At 58.7% G+C, this 22,955-nt stretch carries 20 protein-coding genes; 9 read left to right on the forward strand and 11 right to left on the reverse strand.

Annotated elements, in window-relative coordinates; all coding sequences use genetic code 11:
* Nucleotides 1–89 precede the first annotated feature (89 nt).
* Entirely contained in the window at nt 90–947 is an 858-nt protein-coding gene (gene rhaR, locus ACQUTD_RS18905; RefSeq protein ID WP_473277192.1) for an HTH-type transcriptional activator RhaR, read from the reverse strand.
* An 83-nt stretch (nt 948–1,030) separates the two neighbouring features.
* Nucleotides 1,031–1,867, reverse strand: coding sequence for an HTH-type transcriptional activator RhaS (rhaS, locus tag ACQUTD_RS18910; protein ID WP_318364365.1), 837 nt, complete (start codon nt 1,865–1,867; stop codon nt 1,031–1,033).
* 300 nt (nt 1,868–2,167) lie between these two features.
* On the opposite strand from rhaS (ACQUTD_RS18910), the gene rhaB reads away from it, so the two are divergent.
* The 9 genes from rhaB (at nt 2,168) to rhaM (ending at nt 12,067) form a co-directional block, all read left to right on the forward strand.
* Nucleotides 2,168–3,622 (forward strand): rhamnulokinase, encoded by a 1,455-nt coding sequence (gene rhaB / locus ACQUTD_RS18915; RefSeq protein ID WP_473277194.1) that lies wholly within the window; start codon nt 2,168–2,170, stop codon nt 3,620–3,622.
* Nucleotides 3,619–4,878 (forward strand): L-rhamnose isomerase, encoded by a 1,260-nt coding sequence (rhaA, locus tag ACQUTD_RS18920; RefSeq protein WP_473277195.1) that lies wholly within the window; start codon nt 3,619–3,621, stop codon nt 4,876–4,878. The genes rhaB and rhaA overlap by 4 nt, the downstream gene beginning before the upstream one ends.
* Nucleotides 4,879–5,019: 141 nt before the next feature.
* Nucleotides 5,020–5,850 carry a rhamnulose-1-phosphate aldolase gene (gene rhaD / locus ACQUTD_RS18925; protein ID WP_318364362.1) on the forward strand — a complete coding sequence of 277 codons (831 nt, stop codon included), beginning with the start codon at nt 5,020–5,022 and terminating at the stop codon, nt 5,848–5,850.
* Between the two features lie 79 nt (nt 5,851–5,929).
* On the forward strand, nt 5,930–6,916 hold the full coding sequence (gene rhaS, locus ACQUTD_RS18930; RefSeq protein WP_072571358.1) for a rhamnose ABC transporter substrate-binding protein: 987 nt from the start codon (nt 5,930–5,932) through the stop codon (nt 6,914–6,916).
* A 75-nt stretch (nt 6,917–6,991) separates the two neighbouring features.
* On the forward strand, nt 6,992–8,503 hold the full coding sequence (locus tag ACQUTD_RS18935; RefSeq protein ID WP_473277196.1) for an ATP-binding cassette domain-containing protein: 1,512 nt from the start codon (nt 6,992–6,994) through the stop codon (nt 8,501–8,503).
* Nucleotides 8,503–9,507 carry an ABC transporter permease subunit gene (locus tag ACQUTD_RS18940; protein WP_473277197.1) on the forward strand — a complete coding sequence of 335 codons (1,005 nt, stop codon included), beginning with the start codon at nt 8,503–8,505 and terminating at the stop codon, nt 9,505–9,507. The genes ACQUTD_RS18935 and ACQUTD_RS18940 overlap by 1 nt, the downstream gene beginning before the upstream one ends.
* A complete protein-coding gene (locus ACQUTD_RS18945; protein WP_473277198.1) occupies nt 9,504–10,508 on the forward strand; it encodes an ABC transporter permease subunit in 1,005 nt (334 codons plus the stop codon). Before ACQUTD_RS18940 ends, ACQUTD_RS18945 begins: the two co-directional genes overlap by 4 nt.
* A 99-nt stretch (nt 10,509–10,607) precedes the next feature.
* On the forward strand, nt 10,608–11,756 hold the full coding sequence (gene fucO, locus ACQUTD_RS18950) for a lactaldehyde reductase (RefSeq protein WP_473277199.1): 1,149 nt from the start codon (nt 10,608–10,610) through the stop codon (nt 11,754–11,756).
* Nucleotides 11,753–12,067 (forward strand): L-rhamnose mutarotase, encoded by a 315-nt coding sequence (rhaM, locus tag ACQUTD_RS18955; RefSeq protein WP_473277200.1) that lies wholly within the window; start codon nt 11,753–11,755, stop codon nt 12,065–12,067. Before fucO ends, rhaM begins: the two co-directional genes overlap by 4 nt.
* 59 nt (nt 12,068–12,126) lie before the next feature.
* Here rhaM and ACQUTD_RS18960 read toward each other — a convergent pair whose 3' ends face one another.
* The 9 genes from ACQUTD_RS18960 to ACQUTD_RS19000 all read right to left on the reverse strand — a co-directional run bounded on the left by ACQUTD_RS18960 (nt 12,127) and on the right by ACQUTD_RS19000 (nt 22,925).
* Entirely contained in the window at nt 12,127–12,534 is a 408-nt protein-coding gene (locus ACQUTD_RS18960; protein WP_473277201.1) for a type II toxin-antitoxin system HicB family antitoxin, read from the reverse strand.
* A gap of 48 nt (nt 12,535–12,582) precedes the next feature.
* Complete coding sequence (locus tag ACQUTD_RS18965) at nt 12,583–12,765, reverse strand: type II toxin-antitoxin system HicA family toxin (protein ID WP_473277202.1); 183 nt, start codon at nt 12,763–12,765, stop codon at nt 12,583–12,585.
* A gap of 113 nt (nt 12,766–12,878) precedes the next feature.
* Nucleotides 12,879–14,867: a metallophosphoesterase gene (locus ACQUTD_RS18970; RefSeq protein WP_473277203.1), complete on the reverse strand. Its 1,989-nt coding sequence runs from the start codon at nt 14,865–14,867 to the stop codon at nt 12,879–12,881.
* Nucleotides 14,864–17,467: a glycoside hydrolase family 38 N-terminal domain-containing protein gene (locus tag ACQUTD_RS18975; protein ID WP_473277204.1), complete on the reverse strand. Its 2,604-nt coding sequence runs from the start codon at nt 17,465–17,467 to the stop codon at nt 14,864–14,866. Before ACQUTD_RS18975 ends, ACQUTD_RS18970 begins: the two co-directional genes overlap by 4 nt.
* 33 nt (nt 17,468–17,500) lie before the next feature.
* Nucleotides 17,501–18,616, reverse strand: coding sequence for a fructose-specific PTS transporter subunit EIIC (locus ACQUTD_RS18980; protein WP_473277205.1), 1,116 nt, complete (start codon nt 18,614–18,616; stop codon nt 17,501–17,503).
* Nucleotides 18,609–18,923 carry a PTS fructose transporter subunit IIB gene (locus ACQUTD_RS18985; RefSeq protein ID WP_088222167.1) on the reverse strand — a complete coding sequence of 105 codons (315 nt, stop codon included), beginning with the start codon at nt 18,921–18,923 and terminating at the stop codon, nt 18,609–18,611. Before ACQUTD_RS18985 ends, ACQUTD_RS18980 begins: the two co-directional genes overlap by 8 nt.
* Complete coding sequence (locus tag ACQUTD_RS18990; RefSeq protein WP_473277233.1) at nt 18,826–19,392, reverse strand: hypothetical protein; 567 nt, start codon at nt 19,390–19,392, stop codon at nt 18,826–18,828. Before ACQUTD_RS18990 ends, ACQUTD_RS18985 begins: the two co-directional genes overlap by 98 nt.
* A gap of 108 nt (nt 19,393–19,500) precedes the next feature.
* Nucleotides 19,501–20,760, reverse strand: a complete 1,260-nt coding sequence (locus tag ACQUTD_RS18995; RefSeq protein WP_473277206.1) for an oligosaccharide MFS transporter — start codon at nt 20,758–20,760, stop codon at nt 19,501–19,503.
* A gap of 41 nt (nt 20,761–20,801) precedes the next feature.
* Nucleotides 20,802–22,925, reverse strand: coding sequence for an alpha-galactosidase (locus ACQUTD_RS19000; RefSeq protein ID WP_473277207.1), 2,124 nt, complete (start codon nt 22,923–22,925; stop codon nt 20,802–20,804).
* Nucleotides 22,926–22,955: the final 30 nt, after the last annotated feature.

Consider the following 22,955-nt stretch of genomic DNA (forward strand, 5'->3'; position numbering starts at 1 on the left):
CCGCGTAAGCAGTTGGTTCATTATAGTTAATTAACTGGTATTGAAAATGTTTATCAATGCCGTAGTTTCTGTGTGGTTATAACTTTTCGTTATGACACTGTCAATTTTGGCGCTAAGCGTTGCCGCCACTGGCTTGGCGTCGCGCCCGTTTCACGGGTAAACACCACCGAGAAATAGTTGCTGTCTTCGAAGCCGCAGCACATGGCGATTTCGCCGATTAACAGTTCCGTATGTTGCAGCAAATACTGCGCGTGGCAGATGCGCAGCTGGCGCAGATAGTTGTTGATGGTCATGCCGGTCTGGGTGCGGAACTGCTGGCGCAGCGCGCGTTCGCTGCACTGGTTTTGCTCGCAGAACACCTCCAGCGCAAAGGCCCGGTTCAGGCTGCCTGCCAGCGCCGTGATGAGCCTGTCGAGCAGCGCCTCGCTGGCGGTAGCCGACAGGTTATCCGTGGCGTAGCGATGCCGTTTAAGCGTCAGGATCAGCTGCGCGAACAGCGCCTCCGCCAGCGGGTTCGCCAGCTCGTCCGTTCTGGCGCTCTCCTGCTCCAGCTGGGTAATCACCTGCCGCGCCTGCGTCATGCCGGTACTGCCAAGCCTCCAGTGGGGCGACGGCTCCCGGCCCTGTAGCCCCGGAATATGCGCCGCCCAGTCCAGCGCCAGCGTCAGGCGTTCCGGGCAGTAGATGATATTTTGCAGCACCAGGTCGTTAACCGAGGCGTAAGAATGGCGGTCTTCGGCGCGAATATAGAACAGATCGCCGCGGGTGATGCGGTAAGGCCGGTCATTCAGAATGTGCAGCCCGTTGCCGCGCCACACCAGCACCAGTTCATTAAACTCGTGGGAATGTTCCGCAAAGACGTTTTGCGGGTAGCGATCCGCCACCGCCACCGCCTGTCCGGTACGGGCAAAAAAATCGGCTTTGCGAAGAATTAACTGGCCTGCCACAGGGTCACCTCAACAGCGATTAACCTTTCATTATTAGCTGTTTTCTGGCGAAAATACGGTGACAGGTCTCTCGTTACGCACAGCTACTGCAATAAGGTGTCGCGTCCCTGGCGGATATCGCGCGGCGACCAGTCGAATTCCCGGCGAAAAAGCGTCGAAAAGTGGTTACTGTCGCCAAAACCGCAGCGAAAGGCGATGTCAGTGACGCTATGGTCGCTGTGGCGCAACAGATGACGCGCTTTGATCAGCCGCAGACGGTTCAGATAACGTTGCGGCGTCATGCCGGTGTACTGCTTAAGCTGCCGGTGCAGGGTACGCAGCGACAGCGAGAACTGATCCGCCAGCGACTCCCAGCACACGTCTTCCGCAAAATGATCTTCCAGCCATGACATCAACTGATTCAGGCGCGCATCGTTATTCGCCGCCCCTTCCATCTGGCTGCTGCGACGCAACAGCACCAGCAACTGCATAAAGAGGATCTCACGGTTCGCCAGCGCCGCCGTATCCTTGCCCTCATCCGCCGTTTCCATCTGCCCGACAATCTGGCGGATCTGTTGCAATACGCCCTGATTCACGCGCCAGTGAGACGGATAGTGCCCGTCCTGCTCCTGCGGCAGCAGCTGGTTTAAACCGGATAAGAACTGGAACGCGTCCGGGGAGCGGTACAGCACATTGGTCAGACAGAGATTATCGGTGTGCTCATAGAGATGCCGGTCATGATCGCGTACAAAGCACACGGTACCGCCGCTGATGGTGTAGGGCTGACCATTGAAGACGTGAATACCGGTGCCGTGCTCGACGATCACAATCTCATGAAAATCATGATGATGTTCCGGGAATGCCGCCTGGGGCAGCCGGGGTTCAATAGCAACAGGCGTATAACCTGATGGAAAAAAGTCCACGCTGTGTAATACGGTCATAGCAACCCCTGTCGATGAGAAACGTTCTCAATATAGTAATTAACGCCCTCTGTTCTCACCTTGAATTTTTGACAGCAAAGCGCGCAAAGCCTGTCGATTTTTCAAGAAACTGTCGGAAAGTTCAGGAAATGCGGCGGCGGTCACAGCGCCTGAAAAACCGCTGATCAGCGGAAACTGTGAACTCTCTCACGTTCATCTTTGGTTTCTTGCCAGCGGCGGTTTGGGCCTGTCACTGGCAAGAAGGTGATCCTGCTGGCCCTTTTTTAGACTGGCGGCAATGACTCACCAGAGGATCGCTCCATGACTTTTCGCCATTGCGTCGCAGTCGATTTAGGCGCATCAAGCGGGCGCGTAATGCTCGCCCGCTTCGACGTTGAGCCGCGTACCCTTACGCTTCGCGAAATTCATCGCTTCAGTAACTGTCTGCAAAAAATTGACGGCACCGAGTGCTGGGATATCGACAGCCTGGAAGCGGAAATCCGCTGCGGGCTGGATAAAGTCCGTCAGCAGGGCATCGCCATCGACAGCATCGGCATAGATACCTGGGGCGTGGATTACGTGCTGATTGATGCGCAGGGCGAGCGTGTCGGTCTGCCGGTTTCCTACCGCGACAGCCGCACCGATGGCGTAATGGCGCGGGCATTAGCGCAGCCCGGTAAAACCGATATTTATCGTCGCAGCGGCATTCAGTTTTTACCCTTCAACACGCTCTACCAGTTTAAAGCGTTAAGCGAACAGCAGCCGGAACTGATGGCGCGCGTCGCCCATGCGCTGCTCATCCCCGACTATTTCAGCTTCCGGCTGACCGGCCAGCTCAACTGGGAATACACCAACGCCACCACCACGCAGCTGGTGAACATTCACACCGACAGCTGGGACGAGACGCTGCTCGACTGGGCGGGCGTACCCGCCTCCTGGCTTGGCACCCCCACCCATCCCGGCAATGTGATCGGTCACTGGGCTGACGTGCCGGTGGTTGCCGTCGCCAGCCATGACACCGCCAGCGCGGTGATCGCCGCACCGCTGGCCGGCAAAGACGCCGCGTATTTATCCTCCGGCACCTGGTCGCTGATGGGCTTTGAAAGCAAAACGCCCTACACCAGCGATGAGGCGCTTGCCGCCAACATCACCAACGAAGGGGGCGCGGAAGGCCGCTATCGTGTGCTGAAAAACATCATGGGCCTGTGGCTGCTGCAACGGGTGCTGAAAGAGCAGAACGTGCAGGATTTGGCGGATCTGATCGCCCGCACCGCCGCCCTGCCCGCCTGCCGTTTCGTCATCAACCCGAACGACGCGCGCTTTATTAATCCGGAAAACATGAGCCGCGAATTGCAGGCCGCCTGCCGGGAAAACGGCCAGCCCGTACCGCACACCGCCGCTGAACTGGCGCGCTGCATTTTTGACAGCCTGGCGCTGCTGTATGCCGATGTGCTGCACGAACTGGCGCAGCTTCGCGGTAAAGCCTTCAGCCAGCTGCATATCGTGGGCGGCGGCTGCCAGAACCAGTTGCTCAACCAGCTGTGCGCCGATGCCTGCGGCATCACCGTGGTGGCTGGCCCCGTTGAGGCCTCAACGCTCGGCAACATCGGCGTGCAGTTAATGACGCTGGACGAACTGAGCAATGTCGACGCTTTCCGTGAGGTGGTGGCGTCCAGTTACGCCCTCACCACTTACACCCCTCATCCTGATAATGAAATTGCTCGCTATGTTGCGCAGTTTCAGCAAAAACGACCAACAAAGGAGCTTTGCGCATGACCACTCAACTTGAACAGGCCTGGGAACTGGCAAAACAGCGCTTCGCCGCGGTGGGCATTGATGTCGAGGCGGCGCTGAGCCAGCTCGATCGCCTGCCGGTGTCCATGCACTGCTGGCAGGGCGATGACGTCGCCGGGTTTGAAAACCCGCTGGGCGGCCTGACGGGCGGCATTCAGGCGACCGGTAACTATCCGGGCAAGGCGCGCAACGCAACAGAGTTACGGGCCGATCTGGAGCAGGCGCTGAGCCTCATTCCAGGGCCGAAGCGCCTGAACCTGCACGCCATTTATCTGGAATCCGACGAGCCGGTAGCGCGCGATGCCATCAAACCTGAACACTTTAAAAACTGGGTGAGCTGGGCGAAAGAGAACCAGCTGGGCCTGGATTTCAACCCGTCATGTTTCTCGCATCCGCTGTCAGCCGATGGTTTTACCCTGTCCCACGCTAACGACGAGATCCGCCAGTTCTGGATCGACCACGTGAAAGCCTGCCGTCGCGTATCGGCGTATTTCGGCGAGCAACTGGGTACGCCGTCAGTAATGAACATCTGGATCCCGGACGGCATGAAAGATGTCACCGTTGACCGCCTCGCGCCGCGTCAGCGTCTGGTCGCCGCGCTGGATGAAGCGCTGAGCGAAAAGCTGAGCCTGACGCATCACATTGATGCAGTGGAGAGCAAATTGTTCGGCATCGGTGCTGAGAGCTATACCGTCGGCTCTAACGAGTTTTACATGGGTTATGCCACCAGCCGCCAGACGGCGCTGTGCCTGGACGCCGGTCACTTCCACCCGACCGAAGTGATCTCCGACAAAATCTCCGCCGCCATGCTCTACGTACCGCGCCTGCTGCTGCACGTCAGCCGCCCGGTACGCTGGGACAGCGACCACGTGGTGCTGCTGGACGACGAAACCCAGGCCATCGCCAGCGAGATCGTCCGTCATAACCTGTTTGACCGCGTACACATTGGCCTCGATTTCTTCGATGCGTCTATCAACCGCATCGCCGCCTGGGTGATCGGCACCCGCAACATGAAAAAAGCCCTGCTGCGCGCCCTGCTGGAGCCAACCGCCGAGCTGCGTCGCCTGGAAGCGAGCGGTGATTACACCGCACGTCTGGCGCTGCTGGAAGAGCAGAAATCGCTGCCGTGGCAGGCGGTGTGGGAAATGTATTGTCAGCGCAACGACACGCCGGTCGGCAGCCAGTGGCTCGACAGCGTGCGGGCGTATGAGAAAACCGTGTTAGCGGAACGCCATTAAAAACACCGCCCGGCGGCGCTTCGCTTGCCGGGCCTACGCATGACATGTAGGCCGGGTAAGCGTAGCGCCACCCGGCATTGAGATAAATGTAGGCCGGATAAGCGCAGCGCCACCCGGCGTTTTCAAAGGAACCACAAGACTATGCAGAACATCACCAACGCCTGGTTTGTCCAGGGGATGATCAAAGCCACCTCCGACGCCTGGCTGAAAGGCTGGGACGAGCGTAACGGCGGCAACCTGACGCTGCGCCTGGATGAGGCAGACATCACCTCTTTCGCCGCAGATTTCCATAAAGAGCCGCGCTACATCGCCCTGAGCCAGCCAATGCCGCTGCTGGCTAACACGCCCTTTATCGTCACCGGCTCCGGTAAATTCTTCCGTAACGTGCAGCTCGATCCCACCGCCAACCTCGGCATCGTCAAGGTGGACAGCGACGGCGCGGGCTACCACATTCTCTGGGGGCTGACCGACGATGCCGTACCGACATCAGAGCTGCCCGCGCATTTCCGCTCACACTGCGAGCGCATCAAAGCGACCAATGGTCGCGATCGCGTGATCATGCACTGCCACGCCACCAATCTTATCGCCCTGACCTACGTGCTGGAAAACGACTCTGACTTCATCACCCGCAAATTGTGGGAAGGCAGCACCGAATGCCTGGTAGTGTTCCCGGACGGCGTCGGCATTCTGCCGTGGATGGTGCCGGGCACCGATGAAATCGGTCAGGCCACCGCCGATGCAATGGCGAAACATTCGCTGGTGCTGTGGCCGTTCCACGGCGTCTTTGGTAGTGGCCCGACGCTGGATGAAGCCTTTGGCCTGATTGACACCGCCGAAAAATCCGCTGAAGTGCTGGTGAAGGTGTACTCAATGGGCGGCATGAAACAGACCATCACGCAGGAGGAATTAATCGCCCTCGGCAAACGCTTTGGCGTAACGCCGGTGCAGTCCGCTTTAGATTTGTACAAATAACAACATCGCGCCCCGCTCACGAAGACGGGGCGAATACCACCTGCCATCCCTACAAAAACTAACTCGTGGAGTACAAGCAATGAAAATTAAAGCAAGCTTAATCCTCACCGTTGCTGCGCTGGCGTTGTCCGGTTCCGCATTAGCAGAAGTCAAAATCGCCCTGGTGGCAAAATCATTAGGTAATGGTTTTTTTGAAGCAGCGAACGTCGGCGCGCAGGAAGCCGCCAAAGAGTTAGGTGATGTAAAAGTCATTTATACCGGCCCCACCACCACTACCGCCGAAGCGCAGATCGAAGTGCTGAACGGCTTGATCGCCCAGGGGGTGGATGCGATCGCCATCTCCGCCAACGATCCGGACGCCGTGGTGCCGGTGCTGAAAAAAGCGATGCAGCGTGGTATCAAAGTCGTCTCATGGGATTCCGGCGTGGCGAAAGCCGGCCGCCAGATCCATCTGAATCCCTCGAACAATGCGCTGATCGGTGAAACCAACGTCAAGCTCGCCGCCGAAGCGCTGAAAGCGCTGAACGTCGAAAAAGGCGATGTGGCAATCTTAAGCGCCACGCCGACCTCTGCGAACCAGAACACCTGGATTGCGGAAATGAAAAAGGTGCTGCCGAAATATCCGTCCGTCAATCTGGTGACCACCGCCTATGGCGACGATCTGTCTGACAAGAGCTACCGCGAAGCGGTCGGCCTGCTGAAAACCTACCCGGATCTGAAAGTGATCGTCTCGCCGTCGTCGGTTGGCATAGTAGCGGCGGCGCAGGCGGTGAAGGATCAGGGCAAAATCGGCAAAGTGTACGTGACCGGTCTGGGCCTGCCGTCTGAAATGGCGGGCGCGGTCAAATCCGGCGCGACCAAAAGTTTTGCCATCTGGAACCCGATTGATCTGGGCTATGCCGCCACTTACCTGGCGGATGACTTAGTAAAAGGCAGCGCCACCAAAACCGAAGCCAGCATGGGTAAACTCGGCAAGGTGAAGCTGGATGCGGACGGCAGCGGCGCGATGGCTGAGCCGTTCGTCTACGATGCCAGCAATATTGATAAATTCTCCAAAATTTTCTGATCCGTTTTCTGACATACGGCGGGTGGCGCTGCGCTTACCCGCCCTACAAGAAATCTCGTTATGCGGAGAACTATCATGACGGCATCCACCCCTCTGCTGTCGCTCAAGGGCATCACCAAGGTTTTTCCTGGCGTGCGTGCTCTTGAGAACGTGCAGCTCGATCTCTGGCCCGGCAAAGTCACCGCCCTTATCGGTGAAAACGGCGCGGGCAAATCAACGCTGGTCAAAGTGATGACCGGCATCTATCAGCCGGAAGAAGGCGAAATCCTCTATAAAGCCATTCCCATTAACCTGCCGGGGCCGGAAGCGGCGCACAAAGTCGGCATTACCGCCATCCATCAGGAAACCGTGCTGTTCGATGAACTGTCGGTGACGGAGAACATTTTTGTCGGCCAGTACCTCTGTAAAGGTTTTCTGAAGAAGCTCGACTGGCCCGCCATGCACCAGAAAGCGCAGGCCATTCTGACCCGTCTGGAAGTGCAGATCGATCCGCACGCGACGCTGAAAACCCTGAGTATCGCCCAGCGCCATATGGTTGCCATCGCCCGGGCGCTCTCCTTTGACGCCCAGGTGGTGATCCTCGACGAACCCACCGCGGCCCTGTCGCAGCACGAGATTCTGGAGTTTTACCAGATCGTTGAGCGCCTGAAGCAGGAAGGCAAAGCGATCATGTTTATCTCGCACAAGTTCGATGAAATCTTCGAGCTGGCGGATCACTACACCATTTTGCGCGACGGGGTGTACGTCGGCTCCGGCGCGATGAGCGACATCACCGAAGAGCGCATGGTGGCAATGATGGTGGGCCGCGCCATCACCCAGACCTACCCGAAAATAGCCTGCGAGCCGGGCGATACGGTGCTGGAAGTGAAAGATCTCTGCCATCCCACGGAATTCGCGCACATCAATTTTTCCCTGCGCAAAGGGGAAATTCTTGGCTTTTACGGCCTGGTGGGCGCGGGGCGTACCGAACTGATGCAGGCGCTGTCCGGCGTCTCGCGGCCGTCGTCCGGCGAGATTGTGCTGAACGGAAAAAGGGTAGAGTTCCACCAGCCCGCCGATGCCATTAACGCCGGTATCGTCTGCGTGCCGGAAGAACGTCAGAAACAGGGGGCGATCATCGAGCTGCCCATCGCCCAGAACATCAGCCTGCCGCAGCTCGGCAAGCTCAACCCCAACGGCGTGCTGAATGACGCCAGGGAGTGGGCGCTGGCGGATGAGTATGCCCGACGCCTGCAGGTGAAGGCCTTCAGCTGGAAACAGCCGGTGGAAACCCTCTCCGGCGGCAATCAGCAGAAAGTGGTGATCGGCAAATGGCTCGCCACCCATCCGGACGTGATCATCCTCGACGAACCCACTAAAGGCATTGATATCGGCTCAAAAGCCGCCGTACACCAGTTTATGTCCGAGCTGGTCGGGCAAGGGCTGGCGGTGATCATGGTGTCGTCTGAACTGCCGGAAGTGATGGGCATGGCCGACCGCATCATCGTCATGCATGAGGGGCTGATGGTCGCGGAATACCGCGCGGGCGAAGCCACGGCGGAAACCATTGTCAGCGCCGCCAGCGGCGCGGCGCAGGAGGCGGCATAATGTGGCAACAACTGCTTAAAAATCGCGAAGCCTTGCTGGCGGCGGTGATCGTGCTGATGGTGATCGCCATTGGCAGCCGCGCGCCGTCGTTCATCGCCCCGGGTAACCTGGTCGAGATCTTTAATGACACCTCTATTTTAATCATCCTCGCGCTCGGTCAGATGATGGTGCTGCTCACCAAAGGCATTGATTTGTCGATGGCGGCTAACCTGGCGCTGACCGGCATGATCGTCGCCCTGCTTAACTTCCACTATCCGGCCATTCCCGTCTGGGCGTTACTGCTGCTGGCCACCGCGCTCGGGCTGGTGATGGGCATCATCAACGGCCTGCTGGTGTGGAAAATGGGCATCCCGGCGATTGTGGTGACGCTGGGCACCATGAGCATCTACCGCGGCATTATTTTTCTGCTCTCCGACGGCGGCTGGATCAACTCTCACCAGATGAGCAGTGATTTTCTCGGCCTGCCGCGCGCTGCCGTGCTGGGGCTGCCGTTGCTGAGCTGGTGCGCCATCGCCGCGCTGCTGCTGGTGGGCTACTTCCTGCGCTACAGCCGCACCGGACGCGCGCTCTACACCGCAGGCGGCAACGCCACCGCCGCGTATTACACCGGCATCAACGCCGGAAAAATGCAGTTCGTCAGCTTCTGCTTATCCGGAGCGCTGGCCGGTTTCTGCGGTTATCTGTGGATCTCCCGCTTCGCGGTAGCCTATGTGGATGTGGCGAACGGCTTTGAACTCCAGGTGGTCGCCGCCTGCGTCATTGGCGGCATCAGCACCATGGGCGGCACCGGGCGCGTGCTCGGCTGTCTGTTCGGCGCGCTGTTTCTGGGCGTCATCAATAATGCGCTGCCGGTGATCGGCATTTCGCCCTTCTGGCAGATGGCGATTTCCGGGACGGTGATCGTCATTGCGGTGCTGCTGAACGAGCGCGGCAATAAACGTAAAGGGCGGCTGATCCTGCGCGATGCCGCGCTGGCGCGTCAGAAAATGGCGGTGAAATCATGAGCAAAATTATGACCACTGAAGAGATGAACACCTCACCCGCCGCCACGCCATGGCTGAAACGCCTGCTGTGCTGGGAGGGCTTTTTACTGGCGGTGACGGCGGCGGTGTTTATCGCCAATGCGCTCGCGTCGCCCTATTTCCTCGACATCTGGAACCTGTCGGACGCCACCTTCAACTTCACGGAAAAAGCGATCATTGTGCTGCCGATGGCGATGCTGATCATCGCCCGTGAAATTGACCTGTCCGTCGCCTCGACCATCGCCCTCAGTTCCACGGTGATGGGGTTCTGCGCCCAGGCGGGCGTCGACACGCCGCTGCTGGTCTGCGTCGGGCTGGGCGTCGGCCTGCTGTGCGGGCTGTTCAACGGCGTGCTGGTGACGCGCTTTAATTTGTCCTCCATCGTCATCACCATCGGCACCATGAGCCTCTACCGCGGCATTACCTACATTCTGCTCGGCGATCAGGCGCTGAATGCGTATCCGGAAAGCTTTGCCTGGTTTGGTCAGGGCTACGTGTGGGGGGCGTTGTCCTTTGAGTTTGCCCTGTTCATCGTGCTGGCGGGCGTGTTTGCCTTTGTGCTGCACCGCACCAACTTTGGCCGCCGCACCTACGCCATCGGCAATAACCCGACCGGCGCGTGGTATTCCGGCATCAATGTGAAGCGTCACAACCTGGTGCTGTTTGCGCTGGTGGGCCTGATGGCGGGGCTGGCCTCGGTGCTGCTCACCTCGCGCCTCGGCAGTACGCGCCCGACCATCGCTACCGGCTGGGAGCTGGCGGTGGTGACCATGGCGGTGCTCGGCGGCGTCAATATTCTCGGCGGCTCCGGCAGCATGGTCGGCGTCATTATTGCCGCGTTCCTGATGGGATTAGTCACCTTTGGCCTCAGCCTGCTTAACGTGCCGGGTATCGTGATGTCGATCATCATCGGCGCGATGCTGATTGTGGTGATTTCCCTGCCGATTATTACGCGACGGATTATGCAGCGAAGACGAATTTAACGGCCGGGTGGCACTGCGTTTACCCGGCCTACGATGTAGGCCTATGCAAGCGCAGCGCCGCCGGGCATAAAAAATCACAGCAAGATAAGGAGATTTCTCATGAGTTTTATGTTGGCACTTCCCAAAATCAGCCTGCATGGCGCGGGGGCAATCGGCGACATGGTTAACCTGGTCGCGGGCAAACAGTGGGGCAAAGCGCTGATCGTCACCGACGGGCAACTGGTGAAGCTGGGCCTGCTGGACAGTCTGTTTAGCGCGCTGGATGCGCACCAGATGTCTTATCATCTTTTCGACGCGGTCTTCCCGAACCCCACCGAAGCGCTGGTGCAGGAAGGCTTTACAACGTATCAGGATGCCGAATGCGATTACCTGATCGCCTTCGGCGGCGGCAGCCCGATTGATACCGCGAAAGCGATAAAAATCCTCACCGCCAATCCTGGCCCGTCCACCGCCTATTCCGGCGTGGGCAAAGTGGTGAACGCTGGCGTGCCGCTGGTCGCCATCAATACCACTGCCGGTACCGCCGCCGAGATGACCAGCAACGCGGTGATCATCGACGCCGCGCGCCAGGTAAAAGAGGTGATTATTGATGCCAACATTATTCCCGATATTGCCGTTGACGATGCCAGCGTGATGCTGGAAATTCCGGCCTCCGTCACCGCAGCGACCGGCATGGATGCGCTGACCCACGCGGTGGAAGCCTATGTGTCCCTTGGCGCGCACCCGCTCACCGATGCCAACGCGCTGGAAGCGATCCGCCTCATCGCCCTATGGCTGCCGAAAGCGGTGGATGACGGTCATAACCTAGAGGCCCGCGAACAGATGGCCTTCGGCCAGTATCTGGCAGGCATGGCCTTTAACAGCGCCGGTCTGGGGCTGGTGCACGCGCTGGCCCATCAGCCGGGCGCCACCCATAACCTGCCGCACGGCGTCTGTAATGCCATTCTGCTGCCGATCATCGAAAACTTTAACCGCCCCAACGCCGTGGCGCGTTTTGCCCGCGTGGCGCAGGCGATGGGCGTCGATACGCGCGGCATGAGCGATGAGACCGCCAGCGAAGAAGCCATTATCGCCATTCGCGCGCTGAGCGCCCGCGTTGGCATTCCGTCCGGCTTCAGCCAGCTGGGCGTCACCAAAGAGGATATTGAAGGCTGGCTGGATAAAGCCCTCGCCGACCCGTGCGCCCCATGCAACCCGCGCACCGCCAGCCGCGATGAAGTGCGCGAGCTCTATCTGGAGGCGTTATGATCCGCAAAGCCTTTGTGATGCAGGTTAATCCTGATGCCCACGAGGAGTACGAGCGTCGCCATAATCCCATCTGGCCCGAGCTGGAGTCGGTGCTGAAAGATCATGGCGCGCATCATTACGCGATTTATCTCGATAAAGCCCGCAATTTGCTGTTCGCCACCGTCGAGATCGAATCCGAAGAGCGCTGGAACGCCGTCGCCAGTACGGACGTGTGCCAGCGCTGGTGGGAATATATGTCCGCCGTGATGCCGTCAAACCCGGACCACAGCCCGATCAGCCGTGAGCTGAAAGAGGTGTTTTATCTGGAGTGAAAGTCCACGCCCGGCAGCGCTGCCGGGCGTGGAAATAATTTTTTCAGACAGTCAGGCCCTTAAAGACGCTTTGATAATTCTCTTCTCGCCAGCTCAGCGATAAAACCGCTACGGCTGGTGTAGTCTTTATTATTTACGACATAAGCGTCTATTCTTCTTAATAAATTTTGCGGCAAGGTAATATTTAATTTAACTGCTTTGCCATCGTATTTTGAGGTATCAATATCCACGATCCCCCACATACCCCCCTGGCAGTCTTCATCATCTTTATGATCGTTCATCGTACGTGCTACAGGTACGTCTTTTCCTTTCTCGCTCCGGTAGTCCAGATACGCATCAATAGCCGCATGAGCATCAGCGATCGCATCATCAATGGTATCACCTGCGAAATAGCATCCAGCCAGATCGGGCACAAAACCAGAAAAAGCGCCGCTTTCGGTCTGATGTAAATAAACTGGATATTTCATGGTTTTTCCTCATTCAGAAGTAACGTGCGCCTACACGCCCTTTTGCACTTATTTTTCGCCCAATTGCTTCAAAATCTTATGTAACGTACCGGCAGCTATATCTTTGGTAGGGTGGGGAACTACTATTGGCTCAGGCTCACCTTCCTTTTCAAAAATATGATGCGAACCTCTGGTGCGGACATGCTCCCAACCTGCCTTTTTCAGCTTCTTCATGACTTCAGCGCTCGTCATACATTCCTCAACGTCCCTGTAAGCTTTAGTGGTTATTATACCCACCACCTTTAAAATCGGTCAATTAAATGGTGGGTATGGTGGTTACTGAATCTGAGGTTCTGCGTGAACATTCATTTCATTACCCTCATCTCCCCCGTCTCCACATTAATGTGAAAATGACGTGCCGGGCTGCCGTGCAGGTATTTATCGATCACCGCAAAAAGGCTGCCGAAGCGTAGCCGGAAAATATCTTCAACCGCGCTGTGTTGCGTGACCTTCGGGGCGACGGGAGGCAAACGGGCGGCGAGCGCGCCGGTGAGCAGCCGGTACTGACGCAGGCGATCGGGGGGAATATCCGCTAACGCCAGCTCATCCGCATTGCGTAAACGGTAGAAATCCACCGCCAGATCGAAACCATTCCAGCGGGCAAAATCCTGCCGTTTCATGCCTGCTGCTTGTGCCAGCGCCTGCGCTTTTTGCCGTGCCTTTTCCCAGGCCGCGCCGCTTTTTTTACCATCGTATTCGCCTTGATTGAGCTGGCTTGCGATCAGCATCTCCTCGCCGTTCAGCGTAAACAGCAGCTGGCGCAGATCCTCCGGCCACTCTTCCGGCAGAAAACGCAGGCGGGCGAGTTCGGTGATATGCCAGTTAGTAAAGGCGTAATAGCTGTCGGCTTGTAAAATGGCGCGGTTCCACAAATGGGGAGAGTGCGTGGCGTTCAGGTGATCCCACTCCTGCTGATAGTGCTCAAACAGTTCGTTAAAGCGTGGAACCTCTTTGACGATCACCGTTTCTACGTCGATCTCCGTCGGGCTGGTGAAATTAAGGATTTTATAGGCCGGAACATAGGCCGCCAGCGACGGGGCCTGAATGTTGAACAACAGGCTGCCATCGGCATAACGACGCACGCCGGTATCGTTAAAATGCATATGACCGCCGACATGCACGCCAATGCCGGTTTTTGCCAGCGCGTGGCTGGTGTCCTCGCGCGGCGCGCGGGCCAGCTGGAATTTCCCCTCGCCAAAGATGTCAGCAAGATCCGCAGCCGCGCCGTTATCGAATTCCACCATCGGAAAATGGCTGAAGGTGACCAGCGTTTTGTTGAGCGCTCTGGCGCGCTGCGCAACATCTGCCATCCAGGCAACGGTCTGCTGTTTGTGCGTCAGCATGCTGTTGTAGCCCGCCTCGCCGGAACCCAAAAACTGCGGTTGATCCGCGCGGGCGTCGGCGGCGGGCAGATAGACATTGGCGTCCACTGCCAGCAACCATAAACCAGGCACCGGCTCCACCAGATAACTGCTGTCGGCGACGGTAAAGCAGGGGCCGTAACCGGGCTTTTTGTAGATCCCACCCGTTCCCTGGGCGCAGATTTCATACTGCCGCTGACTGAAATCGCTGGCCCGCTGCGCCGCCTGGTAGCGGTAATTTTCCACGCCGTATCGGGAGTACGGCGTTTCCCAGTACAGATCGTCCGGCGAAGGATTGATGCCGAAATCTCCCATCGCCGTCATGATCGCCTGATAACCGCCGTGAACCATCTCTTCGCTGCAAATTGACGGCAGTTCGGCATCGGTTTTGATCCGCGCTGTCGCGCCCTGATAGCCCTGACACTCTTTTGCGCCACGGCTGAAGATACGCTGGGTTTTGCCGCCCTCCCCCAGAAAATCCTCCTCACCGCCGGGAGTGGTAAAGGGGCGGTTAGGATCGTGGTTGCCGGGGGTGGCGAAAAAACGCATGCCATACTTTTGCTCGTACTCATGCAGCAGTTTTACCAGCCCGCGCACATGGTAAGTCTGCCCGTCATCGCTGAAATCCCCCGGCAGCGCCACCCATTTGATGCCCTGCTTTCCGGCATCGTCCAGCGCGGCGCGCAGCGCAAAATAGTTCTCATTGAACAGCCGGGTGGAGGTGAGTTGCGCATACATGGAACGAATAATAGCGGGCTTGCCGCTTTTGCTGTTCGGCAGGCCGGTAAAGGCCTGGTCCGCAAACTCGCCGTACACGTCGTGAAAGTGAATATCGGGCATAAAGGCGACGCGGTACTGATATTTCTCTGCCGCTGGTGATGCGCCGCTGGCAATCAGCAGCAGGGGTACGGCCATCCTGATTAGCCTTTTCATTTGTCCTCCCGATAAAAATCAAGACGCCAGCTGACAGGCGTGCCGGGCGGTACGCTGCCATCGCCGGGCTGCGCCGGGGTTTCTGCGAGGGTGATTTTTTGCCAGTCGCCTGCCGCGTCAGGCGCGCTATCCGGCAGCGGCCGCAGGCCCGGATTCCAGCCGCGTAACACCAGCGCCTCGCCGCGCTGCGCTTTTTTCAGCGTGCTGAAGTGCAGAGCGCTGCCCCAGGTAAGCAGGCTGTAATGGGCGGGAAAGCGGATGCCGTGGGGATTGGTGCGAAAACGTGACCAGCCCGAATCCAGATAGCCGCTGGCCGGGGTGCGCCAGTGCTCCACCGTGCGCCAGAATTCGTCACTCTGCCCCTGCGCCATCGGCAGCACGGCAAAATTAAAGCGCAGCATTCCCTGAATTTGTGAGTCCGGCGACGGCAGCACCATGCCCGACGCGCGCCCTGGCCGCCAGGGGAGATCCGGCAGGCCAAGCCAGCCGACGCTGCGAAACAGCGTGAGGGCGATAACGCCGGTCTGCTCCGCGGGAATTTCATATTCCCGTAGCCCTGCCGTCACCACTGCCAGCCCGCGGGTTTCATGGTGCAGCATCGCCAGGCTTTGCATCGGCCACAGCGACGCGGGCGCTTCGGTCCAGTTTTCCGCCTGCCAGCGTTGCAGCGCGGCGGGCCGGTTTTCCCGTTCGATCAGGCCAAAAGGCTGATCGGCAAAGTGAAATGCCTGTGCAATGCCCACCGGGATTTCCACCTGTAAGCGGTGATCGCGCAGGGCGTTGTTAACCTCAACGTTGACGTCAAGCCAGGGGGCATCATGGGGCAGCGAGACCGTCATCGTCACCGCCAGCGTAGCATTGCACTGCTGCGCCGCGCGTGATGCGGCATCGGCAGGCGCCGGGATCTGCCAGCGCAGCGTCAGGGTATCGTTCAGCGCCCCGCGCTCGCCGTGCGCCTCCTGCAAACAGCCATCGCTGGTGACGCGCCAGTCCTGAGAGGGCGGCGAATAGTTGTAGTTATCCCCCGCGTCGCCGCCGTCCACCAGCCGCAGCACCTGCAGGTAACGCTGCTGGCTGCGTTTATCGATAAGCGTCAGCTGGTCGCCGTCGATCTCCAGCCGCAGCCAGGGGTTTTCCAGCGCGCTGATGGTTTCACGAGCGTGATCAAAGCCCGCTGGCTGCCCCTCCTGTAAATAGAGCGTGCGATAGCCGCAGGCGGGTAACGCCTGTGCCGCGAGAACAATCTCGCACTTGCGATACCAGGTCGTAGTGGTGCTGTTCGCCAGTTCCTGCACGATGATCGACATGTCCTGGGGGGTGTCCCGCAGCAGTTGCCAGCGGCAGACGGTGCCGTCTTCCTCCACGATGCGAAAATCCTCATGCGGGGTGTACAAGGTCAGCGTGACCTGCGCATCCCGGACGTGGGGCAGCGGATTAAAGAGGATGATTTTTTTGCCATCCTGCCGGGTGGTGATGCCTTCGGCGAGCATTTTCATATTCAGATCGAACAGCTGCTGCGCGCTTTCCAGCCCGTCTGTTAACCGCGCTTTCACCATGCTGTTGACGCGATCGGCATTACAGCCGCCAATGCTGTCATGGGCGTGGGATTTCATCGCCTCGCGCCAGATATGTTCCAGCGCCTGCTGCGGATAAGGTAGCCCAAGCCGCATGTTCACCGCCAGCAGCGGCTCCAGCGTCTGGCTGACGAACTGCTCCAGCCGGGCGTTGAGCAGCTTGATGTCCATACGCGTGGAAAAAATACCGCGATGGATACGCATATATTTCGGGCTGAGCAGCTCGCCCCGGAATTCGGGCAGCGGTTTTTCACCCTCGCGCAGCGCGGCAAAAAAATCGCTGAAGCTGCTGCGAATAAAGCGGTACTCCTTCTGACGGGCATTGAGCCGATCCAGCATCGCCGGGACGGCGTATTCGAAAGGCGACTGATCGTTACCGTTCGGCAGCAACAGCGCATCGGTGAGCGAAAAGCGCGCCTGTTTTTCGAGGATAGCGGGCAGCACGCGCCCCGCCTGTTCTACGTCGTCCGGCAGCCATTTGGCGCAGCCGTACCCCCACGGCAGCACCGCGGTAGTGACGCGGCTGCCGCCCTGCGTCACCCAGCTGAATTCGCTGCTGGCGACATCGTGCTCGCACCAGCCGCGCCAGATCACCGCCGCGTCGATGGCGAATTCCCGCAAAAACAGCGGCAGCTGCGCGCTCTGGCCGAAGGAGTCCGGCACGTAGCCCACCGGCATAGCGCTGCATCCCCACGCCTCGCAGTCGGCTTTGCCCAGCAGCAGATTGCGCGTGATGGATTCAGCGCCCACCACCAGAAAATCCGTCTGCGTATACCACGGGCCGATGAGAATACGTCCCTGCCGGATCAGCGACTGTAGCCGGTCGCGCTGTTCCGGGGCGACGCGCAGATAGTCCTCCAGCACCACCGTTTGCCCGTCCAGCACAAAGGGGCCCAGAGTGTTGTCCTGCTCCAGGCGGTTAAGCAAATCATGCATAAAGTAATAGAGCACCATGCGCGAGTCGTTTTCGGTGAAATACCATTCGCGATCCCAGTGGGTGTGCTGAATTAAATGTACGGTCTTCATCAGGCGTGCCTTCTCCTTATAGTTGGGACGGCCTCAGCGACCGGCTTTAAATTTCGGCGCGGCGGCGACGGGTTTATTTTCCGGTTCGTTTTCACTGCGAAAGACCAGCAACGAGCCAACGGCGATAATGGCCGAGCCGCTGGCAATCGACAGCACGTAAACCGGCCAGTGACTCACCGCCAGCCAGCCATAAAAGCCGGAGATGGGCGCATGGTTGACCGCCCCCAGCCCGACGGCCATCGCCGCGCCTGTGGCGGAGCCGAGCACGTTAATGATGATGATTTTGGGATTGGCGAGCGCAAAGGGGATCGCGCCTTCGGAAACACCGATAAGCCCCATCAGCGTGGAAGCTTTTCCGGCCTCGCGCAGGGACGCCGGGAAGCGCTTCGCCCACAGCAGCGTGGCGACGCCAAGGCCAATAGGCGGCACGATAATCGCCACCTGGGCTGCGGTATTGGGATCGTAAATGCCCGAGGCCAGCAGCGCCATCGCCGTGGTCACCGCCGCTTTGTTGACCGGACCGCCGAGATCGAAGCCGACCATGCCGCCGACCACTGCCGCGAGGATAATTTTGTTCGCGCCGGACATCGCCAGCAGCCAGTTTTCCATGCCGTGATTAAGCGCCGCCAGCGGCGTGCCGATGATAAACGCCATCACTAAACAGGTGAGCAGCGTGCCGCCCACCGGCAGGATAAATATCGGCCCGGCGGAGGCTAAGGCTTTGGGTAAACGCACCCAGGTGGCCAGCGCACGCACGATGTAGCCTGCGACAAAGCCCGCCGCCAGCGCCCCCAGAAAGCCGGTGCCCAGATTACTGGCGAGCAGGCCGCCGACCATGCCGGGAGCCAGCCCCGGCTTATTGGCAATCGCAAAACTGATGTAGCCTGCCACCACCGGCAGCATCAGCGATAACGCCATGCCGCCAAAGCCGTCAAACTTATGCAACAATTGCACGACCATGCTCGCCGCCTGCTCATGGCTGGCATCCCAGATGTTATCAATGCCGTACATAGACGCGCCGATACGCGCGATGCCCATGATCACCGCTCCGGCGATGACAAACGGCAGCATCCAGGAGACGCCGGTCATAATGGCGTTTTTGATTTCCGTGCCCGCCGACGGGGCGCTTCCTCCGTTGAACTTAGCCATGGGCGTGCTCCTGCTCCAGCGCCTCAAATACCGCATCGCCAAACTTGATCGGATCGGAGACGCTGCACTCCAGCTTGATCATGCCGTCGAAGCGTTCTTTGCCGCTGATGGCGACATCGGCGGCGATGATCACGCCATCCGCCCGCGCCAGGTCGTCTGCGGTGATGTCATTTTCAATTCCCAGGCTGCCCTGGGTTTCGACTTTGATTTCATGGCCGCGCTGACGCCCGGTAAGCTCCAGCGCTTCTGCTGCCATATAGGTATGAGCGATGCCTGTCGGACAGGCGGCGACGCAAACAATAAACATAGAAACTCCTTACAGGGTCGGATTCAGGCAATAAAAAAAGCACAATGGCGAAGGCGCGCATTGTGCTTTGCGGGGAAACCATTAACCGGAACGCGGCGTCGTCTGACGCGCCGCTGGCGTGATGACAGGCCATCAGCTGGCGCAGGCTGGAAATACGGAACAGGAAGGCCAGCTCGTCGCGTTTACGGCTGTGCAGACGGGTGGCGTATCCGGCGTGATATAAGACTTTTATTAACGGTGCGGCGGGACGATAAAGTGACGGGCAGAGTTTTCCGGCGCTGGACCATAATTGCACCCAGCCGACGGCGGTATTTTCATCCAGCGCGTCACGAATAATCGCATCATCTTTTTCAAGAGAAGGAACAGAAGTAAACCAGCAAATTTTACTCAGCCATGCACGAACAGCGCTATCGCAAAATAGCCCTGTTAACATGCATTGAAATAGCCGCTGAATATTAATCACTGACATCTGCCTCCGTTGAAATATCAGCGGAGTATAGGTCAGCGAATTAAACGCGAATGTGATTCTTCACACAGTCCACGGCGTTAAATTCCGTTTTTAACGCCGTGCATTCGCTCATCGCTCAGCGACGCTGCCCGCCATGCGGCCAAACATCGGTTTGCCGGTCAGCGTAAAGGCGGAGAGAAGCGTCACCACCAGCACGATGCTGCCGAGGATCAGATAGGTGTCCTGGAAGCCAATACGGTCATACATATTTCCCGCAAAAGCCGACAGGAAAATCGCCGCCATCTGTTTGGCAAAGTTAAAGCCAATCAGATAAATGGTGGCGGACAGACGGGTGTCGAACACGCCGGTGATGTATTTGAATGCGCCTACCAGCAGGAAAGGTACTTCCAGCGCGTGCAGCATTTTCAGCGCGATCACTTCCACCACGGTGGTGGCGAAGGCCGAGCCGATAATACGCGTGGTCATGATCGCCCCGGCAATCAGCAGGGTATTTTTCGCGCCGATGCGGTTAATGATCCACGGCGAGCAGAACATGATGATGGCGTTGCACATTTCCCCGGCAGTGGTCGCAAAACCGAAGGCCTGGGTGCCCGCCTGCGGCGTGGCGAAGAAAGACTTAAAGAAGGTGGCAAACTGCTGGTCGAACACGTCGTACACGCAGGCAACGCCAATCACATAGAGGATAAACATCCACATTTTGCGCTGGCGGAACAGGCTGAAGACCATCTTCGCGCTGATTTGCGGCTGGTTGGCCCCCAGCGCATTCATCACCTGCGCGGTCTGGTTTTGCTGCGGTCGGGCGATAAGCAGTAACAGCATCAGGGCCGCCGCCGAACCCATCCAGAATACCCATTCCGGATTGACGCTGAACAGCATCCCCGCCGTCGAGGCGCACAGGCCCCAGCCGAGACAGCCGAACATTCGCGCTTTGCCGTACTCAAAATGGCTGTTACGGCTGACGCGCTCCACATAGGCTTCAATCGCACCAGACCCGGCGGAGAACACAAAGCCGATGTAGATCCCGCCGCTCAGCGCCCCCAGCCAGATATTGGTTTTCAGCAGCGGCGCGAAGACGTAGAGGAAAAAGGGGGCGAATAAAAACAGCAGTACCGAGATCACCCACAGCAAGTTTTTCTTCAGGCCGAGCTTATCGGAGATCACCCCCAGCACCGGCTGAAAAGCGATGGCAAACAGCGAGACGCAGGAGAAGACGATGCCGGTTTCTGTTTTGGTCAGGCCGATAATGTCGGACAACCAGATGGGCAAAAACGGAAAGCAGGTCGCCATAATGAAAAAGTAGAGGAAGACGAACAGGCCAAAAATCCAGAAATTAGGGTTGTTTTTATGGGTACAGTCGGTGGTCTTCATGTTAATCCCTCAGCTACGGGCCGCGTGGCGGCCCTGCATGATCATAAGCGTTCGAAACCAATCAGAATGGCGCTTTCCGGATCCAGCACCGGTAAGGCTAGCCCTGCCACCTTCAGCCATTCGCCGCTGACGGTTTGCTCTGTTGTCATCCACGCCGGGAGTTTGCGCATGGTATGGCCGCCCACCCCGGTCAGCTGAATATTGGGATCGTCCAGCAGCCTGATGCGATAACGCGCGCCGCTATCCAGACCCGGCACCCGCAACGGCATCATCAGGCTGTAATCCGGCATCGCCAGCTGGCTGACCAGGAACAGCCCTTGCTGCTGATCCTGACTGACCACGCCCACCACCTGAGTCGTGGCGTCCGGCATATCCACCCGCCACTGGTTGCCGGAATGAATGAGCCCCCGCCACTGCTTATAGAGCGCGGCGTAATGGCGATAGCCTGCGCGCTCCTCTTCACCGGCGCTCACCGGATCCAACTCCAGCCCCATGTGCCCGAACAGCGCCGTCAGACCGCGGAAAGCAATGCTGTGCTGGCGGAAGGTGGCATGACAGTGACGATTGCCGATGTGCGCACCCATCACTTCCGGCGGGAAGAAGTAGCTCATGCCGCGCTGAATAGTATTACGCTCCAGCGCATCGTTGTTATCAGAGGGCCAGAAACGGTGGCAGCGGGTCAGCACTTCATAATCAATACGCCCACCACCGGAGGCGCAGGACTCAAATTCCACGTGCGGGAAGCGACTGCGCAGGGCATCGAACAGACGATAATACTGGCGGGTTTGCGCATCGGCGGCGGCTTTGCCCTGATGCGCAGGCTGCACCAGCTCGCGGTTCATGTCCCACTTCACATAGTCGATATCATGCTCGCCCAGCAGCCAGCTCATGCGTTCCAGCAGGTAATCAAAAGCTTCCGCAATGTTCAGATTCAGCACCAGCTGATGGCGGCCGGTGGCCTGCGGATAGCCCGGCATTGCCAGTACCCACTCCGGATGGGCGCGATAGAGATCGGCATTGGGGTTGATCATTTCCGGCTCGATCCAGATGCCGAACTCCATGCCGAGATTTTTCACATGGTCGATAACCGGCTTCAGGCCATCGGGGTATTTTTGCTCGTCGAGATACCAGTCCCCCAGCGCCGCGCGGTCGTCATTGCGGCCTTTGAACCAGCCATCATCAATAATAAACCGCTCAACGCCAAGCGCCGCCGCTTCGTCCGCCATCTGCATGATATAGGCCGGGGAGTGGTTGAAATAGATGCCTTCCCAGGTGTTGAGGTGCACCGGACGCGGCTTCTCCTGCGGAAAGCGGATCAGTTCTTCGCGCAGGAAACGATGATACTGCTGGCTCATGCCGTTCAGCCCGGCCGCTGAATAGCTGGCGTACAACCACGGCGTCCACAGGGTATCGCCTTCGGCGAGCGCCATTTCTCCCGGCAGATAGAGCGCCTCCGCCTGCAAATAGCGACGGCCATCGGTTTTCACTTCGCAGCGCATACGGTGGTTGCCGCTCCAGCCGAGATGCGCGCCCCACACCTCGCCCTGCATTTCGCTGAAGGCCTGGCTGCCGGCAATCAGCGCCGGGAAATGTTCGTGAGAACTGCGCCCGCGGCGGCTTTCCAGCACAAAGCTGTCGTGCGTCAGCGTGACGCGGTGCGGCTGAAATTCGCGGATCCAGCGGCCATGGAACGCCATCACCTCCTGCGCATGCCCGGCTACCGGCAATGTCACCGCCAGGCGATCCACCTGCCAGTTTCCCGCGCGGTTATTGGTCAGCCCGTGGCGAATTTTCAGCACGCCGCTGGCCGACAGGGCAATTTCGCTGCGCAGTTGCAGACCCGCCTGCGCGTCTTCGCTGGTGATGATCAGCGTCTGGTTATGCTGCTCCACCTGAGTAGTGGTAAACACCGGGGAACCGTCGAGGCCGTTGCGGTGGCCTTCAATGCCCGGCGAACCAAAAAGGCCATGGCCCGGCTCCGCCATCAGCGTGATCGGAGCGTCGACGTCCAGTTTTCCATTGGCGACAGGACGTTCAAGACTGGCTGCGTCCTGCGGCGAAAAGTCGGCAAGATGCGTGCCCCAGTAAAGAATTTCGGCGAACGGACGGGTTTTGATTACCACATCCACGGTGGCGCTTTGCAGGCGTAAAATCGACTTTTCCATGCATCATCTCCTGAGTATTGATGATGTCAT

The organism is Enterobacter sp. K510 (assembly GCF_055804875.1).